This is a genomic window from Dactylosporangium sp. NPDC051541 (genome assembly GCF_044454505.1).
Lineage (GTDB): Bacteria > Actinomycetota > Actinomycetes > Mycobacteriales > Micromonosporaceae > Dactylosporangium.
Window position 1 is genome coordinate 242,950 of the sequence record NZ_JBITDU010000012.1, and the last position, 19,377, is coordinate 262,326.

13 protein-coding genes are annotated in these 19,377 nt (G+C 71.5%); 10 read left to right on the top strand and 3 right to left on the bottom strand.

Going from position 1 to position 19,377, the window contains the following annotated elements; translation table 11 throughout:
• Nucleotides 1-7: 7 nt before the first annotated feature.
• The 9 genes from ACIA8L_RS41175 to ACIA8L_RS41215 all read left to right on the top strand — a co-directional run bounded on the left by ACIA8L_RS41175 (nt 8) and on the right by ACIA8L_RS41215 (nt 13,677).
• Nucleotides 8-1,831, top strand: coding sequence for an HSP90 family protein (locus tag ACIA8L_RS41175; protein WP_395913248.1), 1,824 nt, complete (start codon nt 8-10; stop codon nt 1,829-1,831).
• Nucleotides 1,821-4,604 carry a hypothetical protein gene (locus tag ACIA8L_RS41180; RefSeq protein ID WP_395913250.1) on the top strand — a complete coding sequence of 928 codons (2,784 nt, stop codon included), beginning with the start codon at nt 1,821-1,823 and terminating at the stop codon, nt 4,602-4,604. Before ACIA8L_RS41175 ends, ACIA8L_RS41180 begins: the two co-directional genes overlap by 11 nt.
• 52 nt (nt 4,605-4,656) lie before the next feature.
• The gene (locus ACIA8L_RS41185) at nt 4,657-5,304 is read left to right on the top strand and encodes a TetR/AcrR family transcriptional regulator (protein ID WP_395913251.1); all 648 of its coding nucleotides are present in this window, start codon (nt 4,657-4,659) and stop codon (nt 5,302-5,304) included.
• Between the two features lie 93 nt (nt 5,305-5,397).
• Nucleotides 5,398-6,735: an acetyl/propionyl/methylcrotonyl-CoA carboxylase subunit alpha gene (locus tag ACIA8L_RS41190; protein ID WP_395913253.1), complete on the top strand. Its 1,338-nt coding sequence runs from the start codon at nt 5,398-5,400 to the stop codon at nt 6,733-6,735.
• On the top strand, nt 6,732-7,625 hold the full coding sequence (locus tag ACIA8L_RS41195) for a hydroxymethylglutaryl-CoA lyase (RefSeq protein ID WP_395913255.1): 894 nt from the start codon (nt 6,732-6,734) through the stop codon (nt 7,623-7,625). Before ACIA8L_RS41190 ends, ACIA8L_RS41195 begins: the two co-directional genes overlap by 4 nt.
• Before the next feature lie 135 nt (nt 7,626-7,760).
• Nucleotides 7,761-8,720: a hypothetical protein gene (locus ACIA8L_RS41200; protein WP_395913257.1), complete on the top strand. Its 960-nt coding sequence runs from the start codon at nt 7,761-7,763 to the stop codon at nt 8,718-8,720.
• 236 nt (nt 8,721-8,956) lie between these two features.
• On the top strand, nt 8,957-10,810 hold the full coding sequence (locus ACIA8L_RS41205) for a chaplin family protein (protein WP_395913258.1): 1,854 nt from the start codon (nt 8,957-8,959) through the stop codon (nt 10,808-10,810).
• 173 nt (nt 10,811-10,983) lie between these two features.
• Complete coding sequence (locus tag ACIA8L_RS41210) at nt 10,984-12,498, top strand: acyl-CoA carboxylase subunit beta (protein ID WP_395913260.1); 1,515 nt, start codon at nt 10,984-10,986, stop codon at nt 12,496-12,498.
• A 15-nt stretch (nt 12,499-12,513) separates the two neighbouring features.
• Nucleotides 12,514-13,677 (top strand): acyl-CoA dehydrogenase family protein, encoded by a 1,164-nt coding sequence (locus ACIA8L_RS41215; protein ID WP_395913262.1) that lies wholly within the window; start codon nt 12,514-12,516, stop codon nt 13,675-13,677.
• A gap of 131 nt (nt 13,678-13,808) precedes the next feature.
• Here the strand turns inward: ACIA8L_RS41215 and ACIA8L_RS41220 are convergent, their stop codons facing one another.
• Together ACIA8L_RS41220 and ACIA8L_RS41225 are read right to left on the bottom strand one after the other, a co-directional pair.
• The gene (locus ACIA8L_RS41220; protein WP_395913264.1) at nt 13,809-15,284 is read right to left on the bottom strand and encodes a glutamate--cysteine ligase; all 1,476 of its coding nucleotides are present in this window, start codon (nt 15,282-15,284) and stop codon (nt 13,809-13,811) included.
• A gap of 173 nt (nt 15,285-15,457) precedes the next feature.
• The gene (locus ACIA8L_RS41225) at nt 15,458-16,033 is read right to left on the bottom strand and encodes a YceI family protein (protein ID WP_395913266.1); all 576 of its coding nucleotides are present in this window, start codon (nt 16,031-16,033) and stop codon (nt 15,458-15,460) included.
• 109 nt (nt 16,034-16,142) lie between these two features.
• Here ACIA8L_RS41225 and ACIA8L_RS41230 point away from each other — a divergent pair, with 109 nt between their 5' ends.
• Nucleotides 16,143-16,619 (top strand): MarR family winged helix-turn-helix transcriptional regulator, encoded by a 477-nt coding sequence (locus ACIA8L_RS41230; RefSeq protein WP_395913372.1) that lies wholly within the window; start codon nt 16,143-16,145, stop codon nt 16,617-16,619.
• Nucleotides 16,620-16,794: 175 nt separating this feature from the next.
• Here the strand turns inward: ACIA8L_RS41230 and ACIA8L_RS41235 are convergent, their stop codons facing one another.
• The gene (locus ACIA8L_RS41235; RefSeq protein WP_395913268.1) at nt 16,795-19,368 is read right to left on the bottom strand and encodes an ATP-binding protein; all 2,574 of its coding nucleotides are present in this window, start codon (nt 19,366-19,368) and stop codon (nt 16,795-16,797) included.
• Nucleotides 19,369-19,377 lie beyond the last annotated feature (9 nt).

A 19,377-nucleotide genomic window follows, 5' to 3' on the forward strand; every position in this document is an offset into this window, starting at 1 on the left:
GCGCGGCGTGGACCGGACGTTCCAAGTGGACCTGCGCGGCATCGTCGACCTGCTCAGTCACCACCTCTATGCCAGCCCCCGGGTGTATGTCCGGGAGCTGCTGCAGAATGCCGTCGATGCGATCACGGCCCGGCGCGCGGCCGATCCGGCGGCACCGGCGGCGATCCGGATCGACACGCCCGACATCACCGGCGACGGCACGCTGCGGGTGCACGACACGGGCGTCGGACTGACCGAGGAGCAGGTGCACCAGTTCCTCGCCACGATCGGGCGGAGTTCCAAGCGGGACGACCTCGGGTTCGCCCGCCACGACTTCCTCGGCCAGTTCGGGATCGGGCTGCTGTCCTGCTTCCTCGTCGCCGACGAGATCCGGGTGCTGACCCGGGCCCAGGACGGCCCGGCCGTGCTGTGGCGCGGCTACGCCGACGGCCGTTACAGCGTCGAAAGCAGTCAGGCGACACAGACCTTGTCGGCGAGGGCGCAATCGGCCGGCGCCGGCTTCGAGCAGCACCGGGCGGAGACCGGGACGACGGTGACGCTCGTCCCGCGCCGCGACGCCGAGGACTGGCTGCAGCGCCGCACGGTCGTCGAGCTGGCCGAGCTGTATGGCTCGCTGCTGCCGTTCCGGGTCGAGGTCGCCGGCGTGCCGGTCAGCGGCGAGGGGCTGCCGTGGCGCGCGGGGGAGAAGCAGCGCGAGCGCCTCAGTGAGTACTGTCGCGAGGTCTTCGGCTTTGTGCCCTTCGACATCATCGACCTCGCGGTGCCGGAGTCCGGGCTGACCGGGGTCGCGTTCGTGCTGCCCACGCCGGCCAATCCGGCCGCCCGGGCCGGCCATCGGGTCTACCTCAAGCGCATGCTGCTGGCCGAGGGGGCCGAGGGCGTGCTGCCGTCGTGGGCGTTCTTCGCCCGTTGCGTGATCGACACCAGTGAGCTGCGGCCGACCGCCAGCCGGGAGGCCCTCTACGAGGACTCGCTGCTGGAAGCGACCCGTGAGGCGCTCGGTGACCAGCTGCGGGGCTGGCTGATGAAGCTGGCCGGGCGCAACCCGCGGCGGCTCGGCGAGTTCCTCGACGTGCACCACCTGGGCGTCAAGGCGCTCGCGATGCACGACGACGAGATGCTGCGGCTGGTCGAGCGCTGGTGGCCGATGGAGACCAACGCGGGCCGGATGACGCTCGCGGACTTCCGGGCCCAGCACGGCCTGGTGCGCTACTCCGCCCAGCTCGACGAGTTCCGCCAGATCGGGGCGGTCGCGGCGGCGCAGGGGCTGCCGCTGGTCAACGCCGGCTACATCTACGACACCGAGATCATCGAGCGGCTGCCGCAGGTCGAGCCGGGTGCGCTCATCGAGCGGGTCGAGCCGGGCGACCTGAGCACCGCGTTCGACGCCCTCGAGCCCGAGGTCGAGCTGGCCAAGCGGCCCTTCGTGCAGCTGGCCCAGCGGGCCCTGGACCGCCTCGGCTGCGAGGTGGTGCTGCGCGCGTTCGACCCGGCGGGGGTGCCGGCGATGTATCTGACCAGCCGCTCGGCGTCGTTCGCGGCCGAGCTGCGGGCGACCCGCGAGCGCGTCGACGACGTGTGGGCCGACGTGCTCGACGCCCTGGCCCGCTCCGACGAGCAGGACCGCTCCCAGCTGGTGCTCAACTACCGCAACCCGCTCGTGCGGCGGGTCACCGAGATCCCCGACCCGGACCTGGTCCGGCTCGCGGTCGAGGGGCTCTACGGCCAGGCCCTCCTGCTCGGCCACCATCCGCTGCGGCCGGCCGACGCCGCGCTGCTCAACGGCTCGTTCCTGGGCCTGCTCAACAAGGCGGTCGGACATGAAGAGTGAAGACGAGCTGTGGACGCTGCTGCGTGAGGCCTATCAGATGCCATACGGCGGGGCCCAGATCGCGCTCGTCGAGCAGGTCATGGCCCACGCCGACGCGGGCGAGCACGACGAGCTGCGGCTGGCCTCGCGGCTGTTCGCGACGACGGCCTATGTGCATGGCGGGGAGACGGCCAAGTCGTTCGTCACGTTCTCGTGGTGCCGGTCGGAGTACGACACGCATCCGGAGCGGTTCGACGAGCACGACGAGCACACGCTGCTGTGGCACTTCAAGTACATGGTCAACGGGCTGCTGAAGTTTCCGGCCGTGCCGCTCGGGCGCACCTATGACGTGCTCGACGACATGGAGCGCCGGTTCCGGGCCGGTGGGCACAGCCTGCACGCCGTCTACGCCTACCGCTACCAGGTCGCGGCGCACGTGGGCGACCCGTCGGCCGACGACTGGTATGCGAAGTGGAACGCGGCACCCCGCGACCACAACTCCGACTGCGCCGGCTGCGACCCGGGGGAGAAGGTCGACCACCTGGTCAGCCGGGGCCGCGACGAGGAGGCGGTGGCGATGGCCGCGCCGGTCCTGGCCGGCCGGCTCACCTGCGTCGAGCAGCCGCAGTCGATCCTGACGTCGCTGATGGTGCCCTATGTGCGGACCGGGCGGCTGACCGAGGCGGCCGACGCCCACCGTCAGGCCTATCGGCGGCTGCGCGGCAACCTCGCCGACATGCAGAGCGTCGCCGACCACATCGAGTTCTGCGCCCGGACCGGCAACGAGACCCGCGGCCTGGAGATGGTGCAGCGGCACCTGCCGTGGCTGGAGCGCTCGCCCAGTCCCCAGGCCGACATGTGGTTCGCGGCCGCGGCGGCGCTGCTGCTCGGCCGGCTCGACCCGGGACTGCCGCTGGGCGAGTCGACCGCGGGCGAGCTCGGCGACCGGCTCGCCGTCCGGGCCCGCGACTGGGCCGCGAAGTTCGACGAGCGCAACGGGTCCACCGCCGTCTCCGAGCGGATCGAGGCCCTGCTGGCCGCGCCGCCGCTGATCGAGCAGCTCCCGCTGAGCGCCGTCGCCCGGACGAAGACGCCCGCCTCGGTCAGCGCGGCACCGGTCGAGGCGCTGCCGGCCGACGCCGAGGCCCTGCTGGACCGGGCCTGGGCGCTCTACCACGAGCACCGGATCGAGGCGGCCGCGGCGGCGTTCGCGCGCTTCGACGAGCTGCACCCCGAGCCACCGGCCGAGCTGGCCGTGCGCCGCCTCGACGGCCGGGCCCGCCTGGCCGCCATCCGCGACGACGGCGGCCCGGTCGCCGAGGCCCTGTTCCAGCAGGCCGCGGCGGCGCACCGGGCGCTCGGCCACGAGCTCGAGGCCCTCGGCGCCGACTCCCGCGCGGTGCTCTCCCGCGAGGCCGACGACGACATGCTGGCCGAGCTCACCGCCCTGACCGAGCAAATCCTGGCCCACCCCGGGGCCGACGCCGACGTGCGGACCGAGGCGCGGATGCGGGCCGAGTCGGCGCTGCTGCGGCTGGAGCGGCCGGACGACGCCCTGGCCGCGGTCGACGCCGCCCTCGCCGAGCAGCCGGACCGGGCCACGCTGCGGGCCGAGCTCGCGGCGCGGCGGGGCCGGCTCCTGCTGATGGTCGACCGGCACGAGGAGGCGGTGGAAGCCGGCGACGAGGCGCTGCGGCAATACGCGGAGCTCGGCTCCCCGCCCGCCGCAGCCATCCCGGCCCTGGTCCGCTCGCACGCGCTGGGCAACCTCGAGCGTTTCGACGACGCGATCGCCGGCTTCGGCCAGGCCCTCGACCTCGCCGACGAGCGCATGTATCGGCTCTCGGCCCTGGTCGGCCGGGCCCGCTCCCACCTCGCCGCCGACCGGCCCGCGGAGGCGATCGACGACCTGGTCGAGGCCGTGGCCGACCACGTGGCGCACGGCGAGGACAGCCCGGCCGCGCTGCTGCGCTACGACCTGGCCGTCGCCTACTACCGGGCCGACCAGCCCAGCGACGCGGCCGAGGCGGCGGAGAGCGCCCTCGACGCCCTCGACCGGGCCGGTGCCCAGGAGCAGGCCGATCAGACCCGCTACCTGCTCTCCCGGGTCTACCGCGACCTGGGCGAGCTGGACCTCGCCCTCGGCCTGCTGGACACACTCGCGGCCAACCTCAACGGCTTCGACAACCTGCCCGCGCGGGGCCGGATGCTGCAGGAGGCGGCCCAGCTGCTCTACGAGGCCGACCGGGACGCGCAGGCGGCGGACCGGTTCGCGGCGGCCGCGGAGGCCTACCGCGCCGCCGGCGACATCCAGTCGGAGATGTTCGCCCGGCGCCTGCGGGCCCTGTCGCTGCGCTGGGCGGGCGACGTCCCGGCCTCGCTGAGCGCCCTGGCCGAGGCCGACGCGCTGTCCCGCTCGCTTGACGACTCGGTCGACCCGGCCGAGCCCTGGGTGGTGTGGCAGCGGGCCATGCTCGACAGCGACGCGGCGCGGGTCCACATCGGGGCGGGCAGCCTCGACGAGGCCACCGCCCGGTCGGCGAGCGCGGCCGAGGCGCTGCGCTCGATCGGCTCGCTCGGCGAGGCCCTCGACGCCGACTTCCTGCACGCCGAGGCGCTGATGCGGGCCGGTGACCCGGCCGGGGCCGAGGTGCGGCTGCGCTCGGTGCTCGGTGCGGTGCCGCGGGGGTCACAACTGGAGCACAACTCGGCCTGGATGCTGGCCGAGTCGCTGGAGGCCCAGGGGCGCTCCGACGAGGCTGAGGAGATCAGGGGCAAGTATTTGCCGCAGTGACGAACTTAACGATCGTTCAGTAGCGGGCTTGACATGCGGTTAGGCTTTCCACATGACGCTGGAACGGCAAGCCGTACGTCCGCCCGCGCAGTCCCGCGGTGCTGGGCCCGCTGGTCAGCCGGCCGGTCCGCAGCAGCCACGGCGGCGGTCCCGGCGGGACGAGATCCTCGAGATCGCCGTGGGGCTCTTCGCGGCCCGCGGCTATCACGGCGTCTCCATGGACGACATCGGTGCGGCCGCCGGCGTGACCGGGCCCGCGCTCTATCACCACTTCGCCGGCAAAGAGGCCATGCTGGCCGCGGCCCTCATCCCGGTCAGCGAGCAGCTGCTCGCCGGCGGCCAGGCCCACATCGCCGAGGCCGGCGACGACCCGCGGACCGCGCTCGCCGCGCTGGTCGACTTCCACGTCGAGTTCGCACTGGCCAACCCGGCCGTCATCGCCCTGCACCTGCACGAGCTCGACCGGCTGCCCGAGGAGCCGCGGCGGCAGATCCGGCGGCTGCAGCGGCTGTATGTCGAGGAGTGGGTCAACACCCTCACGGCGCTGCGGGCCGACGAGCTCAGCGCCGGCGAGGCCCGGGTGCTGGCCCACGCGGCCTTCGGTCTCATGAACTCGACGCCGTTCCTCGGTGGCGAGGTCGACCGCACCCGCCGGGCCGAGCTGCTGCGCGCGGCGACGCTCTCGGCCCTGCAGGGATAAACCTCCGTCATTCGACGCGACCTGGGATAACACTGTTATCCACAGGGGCTTCGCCTTCCTTTCCACAGAGTTATCCACAGGAGAGTCGACTCAATGTTGAGTTCGCTGCTCGTGGCGAATCGAGGGGAGATCGCCCGCCGGGTGATCCGGACCGCGAACCGCCTGGGGGTCCGGACGGTCGCCGTGCACTCCGACGCCGACGCCGACCTGCCGTTCGTGCGCGAGGCCACCGAGGCGGTGCCGATCGGTCCGGCCAACCCGGCGGAGTCGTATCGCAATGCCGAGGCCGTGCTGGCCGCGGCGAAGGCGACCGGGGCCGAGGCGATCCACCCCGGATACGGGTTCCTGTCGGAGAACGGTGCGTTCGCCAAGGCGGTGATCGACAACGGGCTGATCTGGGTCGGGCCCGGTCCGGACGCCATCGCGGCGATGGGCGACAAGATCAACGCTCGGAATCTGATGGCGGCGGCGGGGGTACCCGTGGCGCCCGGAACGAAAGATCCCGCTTCCAGTGTTGAGGCGGCTCTCGACGCGGCCCGGGAGATCGGGTTCCCGGTCATGGTGAAGGCCGCGGCCGGTGGCGGCGGCATGGGGATGGCGGTCGCCGGCGACGCCGATCGGCTGCGGGCCGAGTACGACAAGGTGCGCACCTTCGCGGAGCGGATGTTCGGCGACGGGTCCGTGCTGGTCGAGCGCTACTTCCCGCGGGTGCGGCACATTGAAGTACAAATTCTGGGGCTCGCGGACGGGCGGGTCGTCGCGCTGGGCGAGCGGGAGTGCTCCGTGCAGCGGCGCAACCAGAAGCTCGTCGAGGAGACGCCCTCGCCCGCGCTGAGCCCGCAGCAGCGGCAGGAGCTGCTCGCCGCGGCCGTGCGAGCCGGGGAGGCGGTCGGCTACCGCAACGCCGGGACCGTCGAGTGCCTGTTCGACCCGGCCGCGGGCCAGTTCTTCTTCCTGGAGATGAACACGCGGCTGCAGGTCGAGCACCCGATCACCGAGGCCGTGTTCGGCATCGACCTGGTGGAGCAGCAGCTGCGCGTCGCCTCCGGGCTGGCACCGACGTTCGACCCGGCCGCGCTCACGGTCACCGGGCACGCGATCGAGGTGCGGGTCAACGCCGAGGATCCGAAGAAGTTCTTCCCGGGCCCGGGCGCGATCACGACCTGGACCGAGCCGACCGGCGACGGCGTGCGGGTCGATGCCGGCTACACGGCCGGGAATGTCGTCACCCAGAGCTATGACTCGCTCATGGCCAAGCTGATCGTGCACGGCACCGACCGGGCCGACGCGCTGCGGAAGCTTCGCGACGCTGTGACCGGCTTTGTGGTGGCCGGCCCGAAGGTGAACCTGCCGTTCTTCACCGAGCTGCTGGACAACCCCGAGTTCGTCTCCGGCGACTACGACACCGGCATTGTGGGGCGAATGCGATGACCGTACTGTCCATCCGCGAGGTCGGGCCCCGCGACGGGCTACAGAACGAGGACCCGGTGCCCGCCGACGCCAAGGTCCGGCTGCTCGACGCGCTGTCCGGCACCGGCGTCGGGCGCATCGAGGCGGTCTCCTTCGTGCATCCCAAGGCGATCCCCCAGATGGCGGACGCCGGCGAGGTGTGGCAACGGGCGAAGAAGAACCCGCGGGTGCGGTACTCCGCGCTCGTGCCCAACACCAAGGGCGCCGAACGGGCGCTGGCCGCCGGGTTCACCGAGATCGAGGTGGTCGTCTCGGCATCGGACACGCACAACCGGCGCAACGTCAACCGCTCCACCGACGAGTCGCTGGACGACATCGCCGGCCTGATCGACCTGCTGCACAACGCGGGCGCGACGGCCGAGGTGATCATCGCGACCAGCTTCGGCTGCCCGTTCGAGGGCGACATCGACCCGCTGCGGGTGGCCGGGATCGTCGATCGCGTGGTGGCCGACGGCGCCGACCGGGTCGCGTTCGGCGACACCACCGGGATGGGCACGCCGCGGCGGGTCGAGGACGTCGTCGGCCCGGTCCGCGACCGGCACCCGGACCTGCCGGTCCTGCTGCACTTCCACAACACCCGGGGCACCGCGCTGGCCAACATCCTGACCGCGCTGCGCCTGGGGATCACCGAGTTCGACGCGAGCATCGGCGGGCTCGGCGGGTGCCCCTACGCGCCGGGTGCCACCGGCAACGTGGCCACCGAGGAAGTCGTGCACATGTTGGCGGACATGGGGTACGACACCGGCATTGACCTAGGCGAACTGCTCGATGCGGCCCGGCTGGCTCAGGAGATCGTGGGTCGCGAGCTGCCTTCCGGAGTGCTCAAGGCGGGTCCCCGCATCCCGCTGTAATCGGCACTCGGAATCCCCCTGTGAGGCTTGTGTCCGATTCGTCCGTGTCCCCGGCCGGGGCGGTTCGTTGCTCAGTACGGAAAGAGTCACATGTGGGGCGTATGCCCGACATTGAACCGTACTGAGGGGGTGGACATGGCCGAGTCGAAGCCTTCGCTGCCGGCCGTGTCCCGCCGTTGCGCGAAGTGGGCTGTTCGCGGCCTGGTCGTCGCCGGCTTTGCCGGTGTCGCCTGGCTGCTGTCGGCCTCCACCGCGCAGGCCTCCGGTACGGACGGCTCGGACCAGCCCGCGCTGCTCGCCCCGGTGACCAACCTGCTCATCGGCGACAGCGGCGCGCGGCACACCGGCATGAGCGGCGACCAGCAACGGGTCTTCCAGCACCGGCCGGACCGGCAGCCGCCGGTTCCGGACCGCCGGCGCGGTGACCTGCTGAGCAGCAGCGTGTTCACGGTGCTGAGCCCCGTGGCGAAGGCCGCCGCACCCGTGACCGGTACGGTCACCGGGGCCGTGACCGGGACCGTGCACCGGACGGTGACACTCACAAAAGCGCCGGTCCAAACCGTGGACCGCCACCGCTCGGCGTCGGCAGACGCGTCGAGCGCCAAGCACGCGAGCACCAAGAGGCCGGCAAAGGCCGGCATCACCCGGACCCACCACCATCGGACGCAGGAGCCGGCCGTCCAGGCCGTGCCGGTCCGCACAGGGTCCAGCGGCGACGTGACCGCCGCGGCGACCGGCACCATTCGCGCCGGCGTCGACACGGTCGCGGCCGCACGGGCCGCCGACCGCCTCCGCGCCCTGAGGGTGGCCGAGGCGCTGGACGGCGAGCACGCCAAGCCGGTCGTGAACCGGAACGTTGCACAGGGCACGAACCACGTGCCCCTGCTGCCCCGGCCCGAGCCCATGCCGGCACCGCCGGCGGCCGGCCTCGCCACAGGGGTACCGAGCTCCGGTTCGGGCCTCAACCACGAGGGCGCCGCCGTGCTGCCCGCCGCACCGGCCGGCACGAAGGTACTGACCTTCCGGCCGGACGCGGTCGAGGACGTCGAATTGCGGCTGCTAGCAGCCGAGAAGCCGACAGTCTCACCCGACTGAGGCGGTTCCGGCCAGCCGACGCGACGCGTTGCGGGCCAACGGAACCTCGCCTTGGTCCCACGGACCCGCATCGACCACATCGCGGCATCTGTAACGAGCAAACAGCAACAACAAAGGGCGCACGTCGACAGGGCGGAGCCGGGAAGAGTCTGCCCGCACGCGGACTCGGAGGCTTCGTGCCGCGCCCATTCCTTGCAGTACCGAGATTGATAACTACCGAAGGGTCACACTTTCCCATGAAGACGTGGGTTCGTAAGTCGCTCAACGTTGGTGTGCTGTCCGCGGGTGTCCTGCTCGTCTCGGGCGGGGCCGCGCACGCCGACTGGACGACGGGTTACAACGCCGGCCTCCTGAACGGCAATCAGTTCGACACCACGCTGCAGGTGCCCGTCAACGTCTGCGGCAACTCGATCGCCATCCTGGGCTTCGCCGACGCCAACTGCGGCGGCGGCGCGACCGCCATCAAGACCGAGAGCGCCAGCTCCACCGAGAGCGCGACCACCGAGGACTGGACCACCGGCTACAACGCCGGTGTCGCCAACGGCAACCAGCTCGACACCACGCTGCAGGTGCCGGTCAACGTGAGCGGCAACGCCGTCTCGCTGCTCGGCTTCTCCAGCGCGTCCTCGTCCGGCGGCGCGACCGCCGTCAAGGGCAACGTCGCCTCGGACAACGACAACGACGGCCGCGACAACGGCGGCCGTCGCCACCACCGTCACCACAACGGTGGCAACGGCAACGGCAACGGCAACAGCAACGGTGGCGACTACAACGCCGCGGCCAACAGCTCCTACCCGGGCGCCCAGGCCAACGGCGACTACACCGAGAGCGCCGCGAACCGCACCGAGGACTGGACCTCCGGCTACAACGCGGGCGTGCTCAACGGCAACCAGTTCGACACCACGCTGCAGGCCCCGATCAACGTCTCCGGCAACGCGATCGCGCTGCTCGGCTTCGCGGGTGCCCAGAGCCAGGGTGGCGCGTGGGCGGTCAAGGGCGAGAGCGCCACGACCGAGAGCGCGACCACCGAGGCGAGCCACACGACCGGCTACAACGCCGGCCTGCTCAACGGCAACCAGCTCGACACCACGCTCCAGCTGCCGATCAACCTCTGCGGCAACTCGATCGCCATCCTCGGCTTCTCCTCCGCCAGCTGCGGCGGCGGCGCGGTCGCCTACAAGGGCGACCTGGGCTCGGACCACGACGGTCACGGCCGGGGCAACGGCGGCTGGGACGACGGCCGCGGCAACGGCAACGGCAACGGTGGCTGGGACCACGGCCGTGGCCACGGGCACGGGCACGACGGTGACTGGGACGACGACGACAACGACGGCAACGGCAACGGCAACGGTGGCTACGGCGGCCAGGGCAACGCCAACGGTGGCAACGGCTACGGCGGCAACGCCAACGCCAACGGTGGCAACGGCTACGGCGGCCAGGGCAACGCCAACGGCGACAACGGCTACGGCGGCAACGCCAACGCCAACGGCGACAACGGCTACGGCGGCAACGCCAACGCCGCCCCGACCGGCGCCTACGCCAACGCCAACGGCAACGCCAGCGACATGAACGCCAACGCCAACAACGCCTCCAAGGTGCACAAGGCGAGCAAGAAGTCGCACAAGTCGATCGACCTGGGCGAGCACGCCACGAAGAAGCACAACAAGAAGCACGACCCGAAGGGCAACGGCTCGGGTCTGGCCGCCGCCAACGACGCGGGCTACGGCAACGCCGCCGCGAACGGCGACAACGGCTACGGCGGCGCGAACGCCAACGGTGCCGGCGACGACGACAACGGCGGCTGGGACCACGGCCGTGGCGACGACAACGGCGGCTGGGACAACGGCGGCCGTCGTCACCACCGTCACCACGACGGTCGCGGCAACGGCAACGGCATGGGCAACGGCGGGGCCACCGCGGTGAAGGGCGGCTGCGGCGACTGGACCACCGGGTTCAACGCCGGCCTGCTCAACGGCAACCAGTTCGACACCACGCTGCAGGTGCCGATCAACGTCAGTGGCAACGCCGTCTCGCTCCTGGGCTTCTCGCAGGCCCAGAGCTCGGGTGGGGCGACCGCCATCTCCTGCTGATGCGATAGCGGTACCCCCTGATCCACAGGGGGTACCCGGGCACTGCCAGCACACGCCGACCCGTGTCCGGAAGTGGTCCCGTCGCTGAGTTGGAACTTCACCTCCGCGTCGGCTAACCTGAACGATCGTTAGGGGTTAACGATCGTTCAGGCAGCCGACGCGGAGGTCGCTTCATGGAGGGTGACGCCCTCAACGACATGCGCAAGCGGGTCGAGGCCGGCGGCGCGGAGAAGTATCACGCGGCCAACGCCGCGAAGGGCAAGCTGTTCGCCCGCGAGCGGGTCGACCTGCTGGTCGACGCCGGCTCCTTCGTCGAGGACGGGCTCTTCGCCAACGCGCTGGCCGACGGGCTGCCGGCCGACGGTGTGATCACCGGCCGGGCCGCCGTCGACGGCCGGCCGATCTGCCTCATGGCCAACGATTCCACGGTCAAGGCGGGCTCCTGGGGGGCCCGGACCGTCGAGAAGATCATTCGGATCATCGAGCAGGCCTATGCGACCGGGGTCCCGATGGTCTACCTCGTCGACTCCGCCGGCGCCCGCATCACCGACCAGGTCGAGCTCTTCCCCGGTCGCCGCGGTGCCGGCAAGATCTTCCACACCCAGGTCCGGGCCAGCGGCAGCATCCCGCAGGCCTGCGCGCTGTTCGGCCCCTCCGCGGCCGGCGGCGCCTACATCCCGGCCTTCTGCGACGTCGTCGCCATGGTCGAGGGCAACGCCTCGATGTACCTCGGCTCCGATCGCATGGTCGAGATGGTCACCGGCGAGAGGACCACGCTGGAGGCCATGGGCGGGGCCCGGGTGCACTGCGCCGAGAGCGGTGTCGGGCACTTCCTGTGCAAGACCGAGCACGACGCGATCGAGACCGTGCGGCGATACCTCTCCTACCTGCCGTCCAACTGGACCGCGGAGCCGCCGGTCGCCGCGGCCCGGGCCGAGACCGGGATGCCCGAGATCCCGGTCAGCGAGCGGCAGGCCTTCGACATGCGCAAGGTCGTCAAGGGCCTGCTCGACGAGGACTCCTACTTCGAGATCCAGGCCCTGTGGGCGCGCGAGCTCACCGTCGGCTTCGGCCGCCTCGACGGCCGGGTGGTCGGCGTGGTCGCCAACAACTCGATGTTCAAGGGCGGCGTGCTGTTCGTCGACTCGGCCGACAAGGCGACCCGGTTCGTCCAGCTCTGCGACGCCTTCAACGTGCCGCTGCTCTTCCTGTCCGACGTCCCCGGCTTCATGGTCGGCTCGGCCGTGGAGAAGCAGGGCATCATCCGCCACGGCGCCAAGATGATCACCGCGATCTCGGAGGCGACCGTGCCCAAGATCTGCGTGGTCGTGCGCAAGGCCTACGGCGCCGGGCTCTACGCGATGGCCGGCCCCGGCTTCGACCCCGACGCCACCATCGCGCTGCCCACCGCCAAGATCGCGGTGATGGGCGCCGAGGCCGCCGTCAACGCCGTCTACGCCAACAAGATCGCCGCGATCGCCGACGAGGCCGAGCGGGCCGCGTTCGTCGCGGCCAAGCGCGCCGACTACGAGCGCGACATCGACATCATGCGGCTGGCCAGCGAGCTCGTCATCGACGCCGTCATCGAGCCGGCGGCCCTGCGCGGCGAGCTGATCCGCCGCTTCGCCGCGGCCACGACCAAGGACCGCACGTTCTCCCGGCGCCGCCACGGCGTGACACCGGTGTAAAGGGGGCTCTGCATCATGGTTGACTTCACCCTCGGCGAAGAGCTGGAGGCGCTGCGGGCCAGCGTCCGCGAGTTCGCCCACGACGTGGTCGCGCCGGTCATCGGCGACTACTACGAGCGGCACGCCTTCCCCTATGACCTGATCCGGCAGATGGGCAAGATGGGCCTGTTCGGGCTGCCCTTCCCGGAGGAGCACGGCGGCATGGGCGGCGACTACTTCGCCCTGTGCATCGCCTTGGAGGAGCTCGCCCGGGTCGACTCCTCGGTCGCGGTGACGCTGGAGGCCGGCATCTCGCTAGGAGCAATGCCCATTTATCGGTACGGCACGCCGGCGCAGAAAGACCAGTGGCTCCCGAAGCTCACGTCCGGCGAGGCGCTCGCCGCATTCGGCCTGACCGAGCCCGGCGCCGGCAGCGACGCCTCCGGCACACAGACCCGCGCGGTGCTCGACGAGGCCACCGACGAGTGGGTGATCAACGGCTCGAAGGCCTTCATCACCAACTCCGGCACCGACATCACGGCCCTGGTCACGGTCACGGCGGTCACCGGCGTCAACCCGGACGGCAGCAAGGAGCTCACCGCGATCATCGTCCCCAGCGGCACTCCCGGCTTCACCGTGCAGCCCGGCTACTCGAAGGTCGGCTGGTGCGCCTCCGACACGCACGAGCTGAGCTTCGACGACGTCCGGGTGCCGGCCGCCAACCTGCTCGGCCGGCGCGGCCGCGGCTACGCCCAGTTCCTGCGCATCCTGGACGAGGGCCGGGTGGCGTTCGCCGCGCTCGGTGTCGGCCTGGCGCAGGGCTGCGTCGACGAATCGGTCGCCTACGCCCGCCAGCGCCACGCCTTCGGCCAGCCGATCAGCCAGCACCAGGCGATCCAGTTCAAGATCGCCGACATGGAGAGCCGCGCCCACACCGCCCGCCTCGCCTACTACGACGCGGCGAGTCGCCTGGTCAACGGCCACGACTTCAAACGCCAGGCCGCGATCGCGAAGCTGGCCTCGAGCGACGCCGCCATGGCCAACGCCCGCGAGGCGACCCAGGTGCACGGCGGCTACGGCTTCATGAACGAGACCCCGGTCGGCCGCATGTACCGAGACGCCAAGATTCTTGAGATCGGCGAAGGCACCTCCGAGGTCCAGCGCATGATCATTTCGCGCTCGATGGGGCTGCTTTCGTGAGTAAGCCGCCGCGATGTTCAGTCCCGTGACCGGCCGCGGCGGCCTGCTGCTTCCGCTTGCGAAGCCGCTGACGGCTGTCCCGGTGCACGACACCGCAGACACGGACGGTGCCGTTGGGGAGTGGCGGCTCGTCACGTTGGCCAGGTGTGGACGGGGACGTTTTCGTGCAGGCCCTCGGAGTACCGCTGCAGCATTTTTTGCAGTGCCGTTGTTCTGTCGAGGTTGTGGTGCTCCTCCAAGTGCTGGACGACTCGGGTCTGCCAGGCGGCGCCGTTTTGGCCGGTCTGGCAGCGGCCCTCGATGACGCCCAGGAGGCGGTCGCGGGTTGTCGCCTGGACGCCGAAGCGGTCGAGGCCGGCGGCGGCCAGGGGGAGCAGTTCGTCCAGGACCAGGGTGCCGACGGGGGTTTCGCCGACCTCCGGCCACCAGACCTGCGCGTCCAGGCCCTCGCGGGCGGCCAGGTGGAAGTTCTCCTCCGCGGCCGAGAACGACATCTGCGTCCAGACCGGGCGGTCCTGCTCGCACAGCTCGCGGACCAGGCCGAAGTAGAACGCGGCGTTGGCCAGCTGGTCGACGACCGTCGGGCCGGCCGGGAGGACGCGGTTCTCGACACGCAGGTGGGGGCGGCCGTTCATGATGTCGTAGACCGGGCGGTTCCAGCGGTAGATCGTGCCGTTGTGCAGGCGCAGCTCGCCCAGGCGAGGGACGCCGCCGGCCTCCAGGACCGCGACCGGGTCCTCCTCCTCCGTGATCGGCAGGAGGGGCGGGAAGTAGCGGACGTTCTCCTCGAACAGGTCGAAGATCGAGGTGATCCAGCGCTCGCCGAACCAGACCCGCGGGCGGACGCCCTGGGCCTTGAGCTCCTCCGGGCGGGTGTCGGTGGCCTGCTCGAAGAGGGCGATACGGGTCTCGGCCCAGAGGCGCTTGCCGAACAGGAACGGTGAGTTGGCGCCGACCGCGACCTGGATGCCGGCGATGGCCTGGGAGGCGTTCCAGTGCCGGGCGAAGTCCTCGGGCGCGACCTGCAGATGGAACTGCACGCTGGTGCAGGCCGACTCCCCGGCGATGGAGTCGGACTGGGCCTCGAGCCGTTCGTGGCCGCGGATGTCCAGCGCCATGTCTTCGCCGCGGGCGTTGATGATCTGGTCATTGAGCAGGCGGTATCGCGGATCGTTGGACATGTTCGCCAGCACGAGATGCTCGGGGCGCAGCGTCGGCAGGATGCCGATGAGCACGAGGCGGGCGTCGGACTTGCGGGCCCGTTCGTCGGCGTGGACGAGGCTGGCCAGGACTTCCCGCTCATACACGTCGAGGCCGTCGCCCTCGATGACCCGCGGCGCGACGTTGATCTCGAGGTTGAACTGGCCGAGCTCGGTCTGGAACGACGGGTCGGCCAGGTCGGCCAGCACCTCGGCGTTGCGCATGGCCGGCTGGGCGTCCGGGTCGATCAGGTTGACCTCGATCTCCAGGCCCGTCGTCGGGCGGTCGGAGTCGAAGCGGAAGTCGTTGAGCATGAGCGCGAAGACGTCGAGGCAGCGGCGGACCTTGCGCCGATAGCGTGCGCGGTCCTCACGCGAGAATGCTCCCCGTGTGACGTCCTGGCCCACGCATGCCCCCTGGTCCCCTACTTGGACCACCCACGTTAGGAGTAGTCCGTAGGTACCGCTAGGGACAAATGGGACACAAAGCTGCCGACGGTGATTGAAACCTTGCAGAGGGTGGGAGATTTCGCCCACCCTCTGCACGATGGTCTCACTTCGGCAATTCGGAAATATCCGAATTAGGCCTGGCGGACGGCCTCGGCGCCGATCTCGATCTTGACCTTCTTGCCGACGAGCACGCCGCCGGTCTCGAGTGCCTGGTTCCAGGTGATGCCGAACTGCTCGCGGTCGATCTCGGTCGTCGCGGAGAAGCCGATGACCTCCTGGCCCCACGGGCTCTTGGCGTGGCCCTCGAACTCGACGTCCAGCTCGACCTCGCTGGTGACGTCGCGGATCGTCAGGTCGCCGACCAGCTTGAACTCGTTGCTGGACAGGCCGACGACGCGCTTGCTCTTGAAGGTCAGCGTCGGCCACTGCTCGACGTGCAGGAAGTCGGGGCTGCGCAGGTGGCCGTCGCGGTCGGCCACGCCGGTGTCGATGCTGGCGGCGTCGATGCTGACCTCGACGGTCGACTCCAGTGGGTCCTCGGCGATGACGATGCTGCCGGATGCGCTGGTGAAGCCGCCGCGCACCTTGCTGACCATCATGTGCCGGGCGACGAAGCTGACCCGCGTGTGGGCCGGGTCGATCTCGAACTTGCCGGCGGTCGGGATGGTGAGGCCGTTGTACTCGCGGGTGTTGGCGGGTGCCGTCATGGTGACTCCCTCAGTTGTGCGGTGGTGAAGAAGATTGTCGACGCAAATATACACTCGGCAGACTCTCGTACGTCAAGTTCTCTGTTAGACTCGCACTGTGAGCGACGAGATGTTGGAAGATCCGCGAATCACCGCCATGGGCCTCTTCGTCGAGGCGTTCTCCGGGCTGAACGCGCGGTTCAACGCCCAGCTCGCCGAGCACAGCCTGGGCAATGTCGACTTCGAGGTGCTGATGCGCCTGGCCCGCTCGCCCGGCGGCGAGTTGCGCATGACCGACCTGGCCGCGCAGACGGGACTGTCCACCAGCGGCGTCACGCGAGTCGTCGACCGCCTGGAGCGCGACGGCCTGGCCACGCGCCGGGCCTGCCCGACCGACCGCCGCGGCTCGTTCACCGTGATCACCCCGGCCGGCCTGGCGAAGATGCACGAGGTCCTGCCCGACCATCTCGCGCTCATCGACGAGTGGTTCACCGGCCGGCTGACCCCGGACGAGCTCGACGGGCTGCTGCGGAGCCTGCGCAAGATCCGCGACGCGGTGCGGCCGGACGCGACGTCCGGCGTCCCCACGATGCGCACTGCGGCCTGATCGAGCACCGACTCAAACCTACTGCTCCGGCCGGTTGAGTCGGCAATGGTTGGCACCGGCAGAACTACCGGCAGGTCCGCGCGTGGCTGACTGTACAAATCGGAAAAATCGCTTTTGAGGCTTTTGTCCGGGCATAGCCTCTCCCAGCACGGGCGAAGCTAGGTGGGCCGGCGTGTCAACGCACCCAGGGGGAGTCTTCGTCCGTGCCCTCAAGCCTGGCCAGCAGCCGATGCTCGCGCGGGAGCAGCCGGATGCGTCCGCGTTCACGCAGGCCGGCGAGGTCCTCCAGGGCCCGGTCGCGGGTCGCCGGTTCGGCGCTCACCGCCAGTCCGACCAGCGCTTCGAGCACGTCACGGATGTCGTCGCGGCCGGCCAGCAGGTCCGCGGCCGACTCGAACGCCTTGGCCGCCGCCGCCCGGGCGCCGCGAGCCAGGGCCAGATAGCCGTTGACGAGGGCGGCCGTTCCGGCGCTTCCGGGTACCGCCGCCAGCTCCGCCAGCACCGCGGATGCCTCACCGGGCTGACCCGTCTCGGCGAAGGCCTGGCCGAGCGTGCCCAGCACCCGGACCCGGTGCGCGGGGTCGCCGACCTCGGCGATCACGGTCGCGGCCCGGCGGCCCAGCGCGATCGCCGCGTCGAACCGCCCGTCCAGCCGCGCGATCTCGGCCAGATTGGCCTCCGTGATCGCACCGAGCCGGGCGTCCCGGGCCTCGGACGCCCGCCGCGCCGACCCCTCCAGCCGCCGCGCCGCCGTGCCGAGGTCGCCGACGAGCACGTCGTGCCAGGCGAGGTTGTTCTGCACGACCGCGATGTCCCGGCCCCGCCCGGTCCGGACGGCCAGCCCGAGCGCGGCCTCGTTGTGCCGGCGGGCCTCGTCGCTGCCGCCGAGCGCCTGCCAGATCCCGGCCAGCAGCGCCCGCGCGGTGAGCTCGCCGGTGACGTCGCCGCGCTCGATCAGCACCCGCAGCGCGGACTCGGTCGCGCACAGCTCCTCGGCCCCGCGCCCGTGCGCGGTGGCCAGCATCGCCGCCCCGACCTGGGCCCACGCCCGGGTCGCGGGGTCGCAGGCCTGCGTGCGCCGATCGTCGAGGAGCCGGCGCAGGAGCCGGTGACCTTCGACGTCGCGCCCGCGCAGGCGGCACCACCGGGGGATGGCCCCGGCGATGCGCAGGGCGGTCTCGGGTTCGCGCACGGAGGTGTACCGCAATGCCGTACGGATGTCGCTGTTGAGGTAGTCGAGCCGCAGCATCGCCGCCGCGCTCCCGGGCCCGGTGAGCTCGGCCGAGGTCCGCGTCACCGTGCGCATGACCACTTCGGCGTGGTGCAGCCGGGCGGCCCGCAGCTCACCGGCGTCCGCGCACCGCTCGGCGGCGAAGTCGAAGACCACGTCGAGCAGCCGAAACCGCAGGTCGCCGGGGCCGCGAACGCTGACCAGCCCCAGCCCGACAAGCCGGTCCAGGACCGCCTCGACGTCGTCGACCACCCCGTCGAGCAGCAGCTCGGCCAGCTCCACGGACCACTTCCCGCGAAACGTCGAGAGCCGGCGCAGCGCGGCCTGCTCGTGCTCGGCCAGCAGCTGATAGCTGTCGGCCACGGCATCGCGCAGCCGGCGCCCGGGCGGGTCCGTGGCGGCCAGATCCAAGATCCGGTGTTGGTACCGCGCGAGCAGCTCGACCAGCTCCAGAACCCGCCCCCGCGCGGCCGCCAGTTCGATCGCCAGCGGCAGCCCGTCGAGCCGGCGGACCAGCTCGGCGATTGTCGGGAGCTCGTCGTCGCGGGCGGGCTCGCGCCGCACGGCCCGGAGCCGCTCCACGAACAGCGCCACCGCCGGCACCTGCCGCAGCGAACCGGCGTCGAGCCTTCGCCCGCCGGGCACCTCCAGCGGGTGCACCTGCCAGTCGACGACCCCGGGCAGCTCCCCGGCCAGCGGCCGCCGGCTGGTGAGCAGTAGCCGGGCGGCCGGAATGCGCGCCCGCAGCCAGGTGATGGCCTCGAGCGCGGCGCGCGGCGCCCGGTCGACGCCGTCCAGGACGATCAGGACCGGCTCCGGGGTCTCGCTCAGCTCCTCGGCTCGGGCCACGCCGAAGACGGCGGCGATGGCGGAGAAGATGTCGGTGGTCTGCGATACGTTCGTGACGGTGACGGAGACGGCGGTCCAGCCGGCCGCGACCGCCGAGTGCGCGACCGCGTGCGCGAGCCCGCTCTTGCCGACGCCGGCCATCCCGATCAGTGCCACGACCTCGCCCACCGCCTGTGGCCGCCGGGTGCTGAAAAGCGTGAGCAGTTCGGCGATGTCGGCGTCGCGCCCGATGAGCGGCGTCATGGTCGGCAGCGGCAGCGCGGTCCGGGTGGGGGTGCTCGGCGCCGGCGGGGGCCCGGGCGGGACCGGTGGCGGCGGCTCCCGGCGTAGTGCTCCGCGGCCGCGGACGATCCGGCCGGCCGTGTCCAGGTATCGCGTGTTGCCGGGCCGCAGATCCGGTGGCGCGAGCATGGGGCGGTTCACGGCCGAGGTCAGGAACGCCTCGCGGTCGGAGCCGGTCAGGTTGAGCGCGTCGGCCAGCAGCGACACCGTGGTGCGCTGGGGCCGGGCGACCCGGCCGCGCTCGAGCTCCCGCAGCGTGCGCACGCCCAGCCCGGCCCGGGTGGCGAGTTCGTCCTGCGTCAGTCCCCGGGCCAGGCGGCTGGCTCGCAACGTGTGCGCGAAACCAGTCCCGGAGTTGCGCGGATCATGATCCGCCACTGGAGACATGTTGTGGAA

Excerpts from the sequence above, each read along its gene's own strand:
- ACIA8L_RS41200 (WP_395913257.1), top strand. The coding sequence starts at position 7,761 with ATGGCCGAGTCGAAGCCTTCGCTGCCGGCCGTGTCCCGCCGTTGCGCG.
- ACIA8L_RS41235 (WP_395913268.1), bottom strand. The coding sequence starts at position 19,368 with ATGTCTCCAGTGGCGGATCATGATCCGCGCAACTCCGGGACTGGTTTC.
- ACIA8L_RS41180 (WP_395913250.1), top strand. The coding sequence starts at position 1,821 with ATGAAGAGTGAAGACGAGCTGTGGACGCTGCTGCGTGAGGCCTATCAG.
- ACIA8L_RS41205 (WP_395913258.1), top strand. The coding sequence starts at position 8,957 with ATGAAGACGTGGGTTCGTAAGTCGCTCAACGTTGGTGTGCTGTCCGCG.
- ACIA8L_RS41195 (WP_395913255.1), top strand. The coding sequence starts at position 6,732 with ATGACCGTACTGTCCATCCGCGAGGTCGGGCCCCGCGACGGGCTACAG.
- ACIA8L_RS41210 (WP_395913260.1), top strand. The coding sequence starts at position 10,984 with ATGGAGGGTGACGCCCTCAACGACATGCGCAAGCGGGTCGAGGCCGGC.
- ACIA8L_RS41230 (WP_395913372.1), top strand. The coding sequence starts at position 16,143 with ATGTTGGAAGATCCGCGAATCACCGCCATGGGCCTCTTCGTCGAGGCG.
- ACIA8L_RS41225 (WP_395913266.1), bottom strand. The coding sequence starts at position 16,033 with ATGACGGCACCCGCCAACACCCGCGAGTACAACGGCCTCACCATCCCG.
- ACIA8L_RS41190 (WP_395913253.1), top strand. The coding sequence starts at position 5,398 with ATGTTGAGTTCGCTGCTCGTGGCGAATCGAGGGGAGATCGCCCGCCGG.
- ACIA8L_RS41215 (WP_395913262.1), top strand. The coding sequence starts at position 12,514 with ATGGTTGACTTCACCCTCGGCGAAGAGCTGGAGGCGCTGCGGGCCAGC.
- ACIA8L_RS41185 (WP_395913251.1), top strand. The coding sequence starts at position 4,657 with ATGACGCTGGAACGGCAAGCCGTACGTCCGCCCGCGCAGTCCCGCGGT.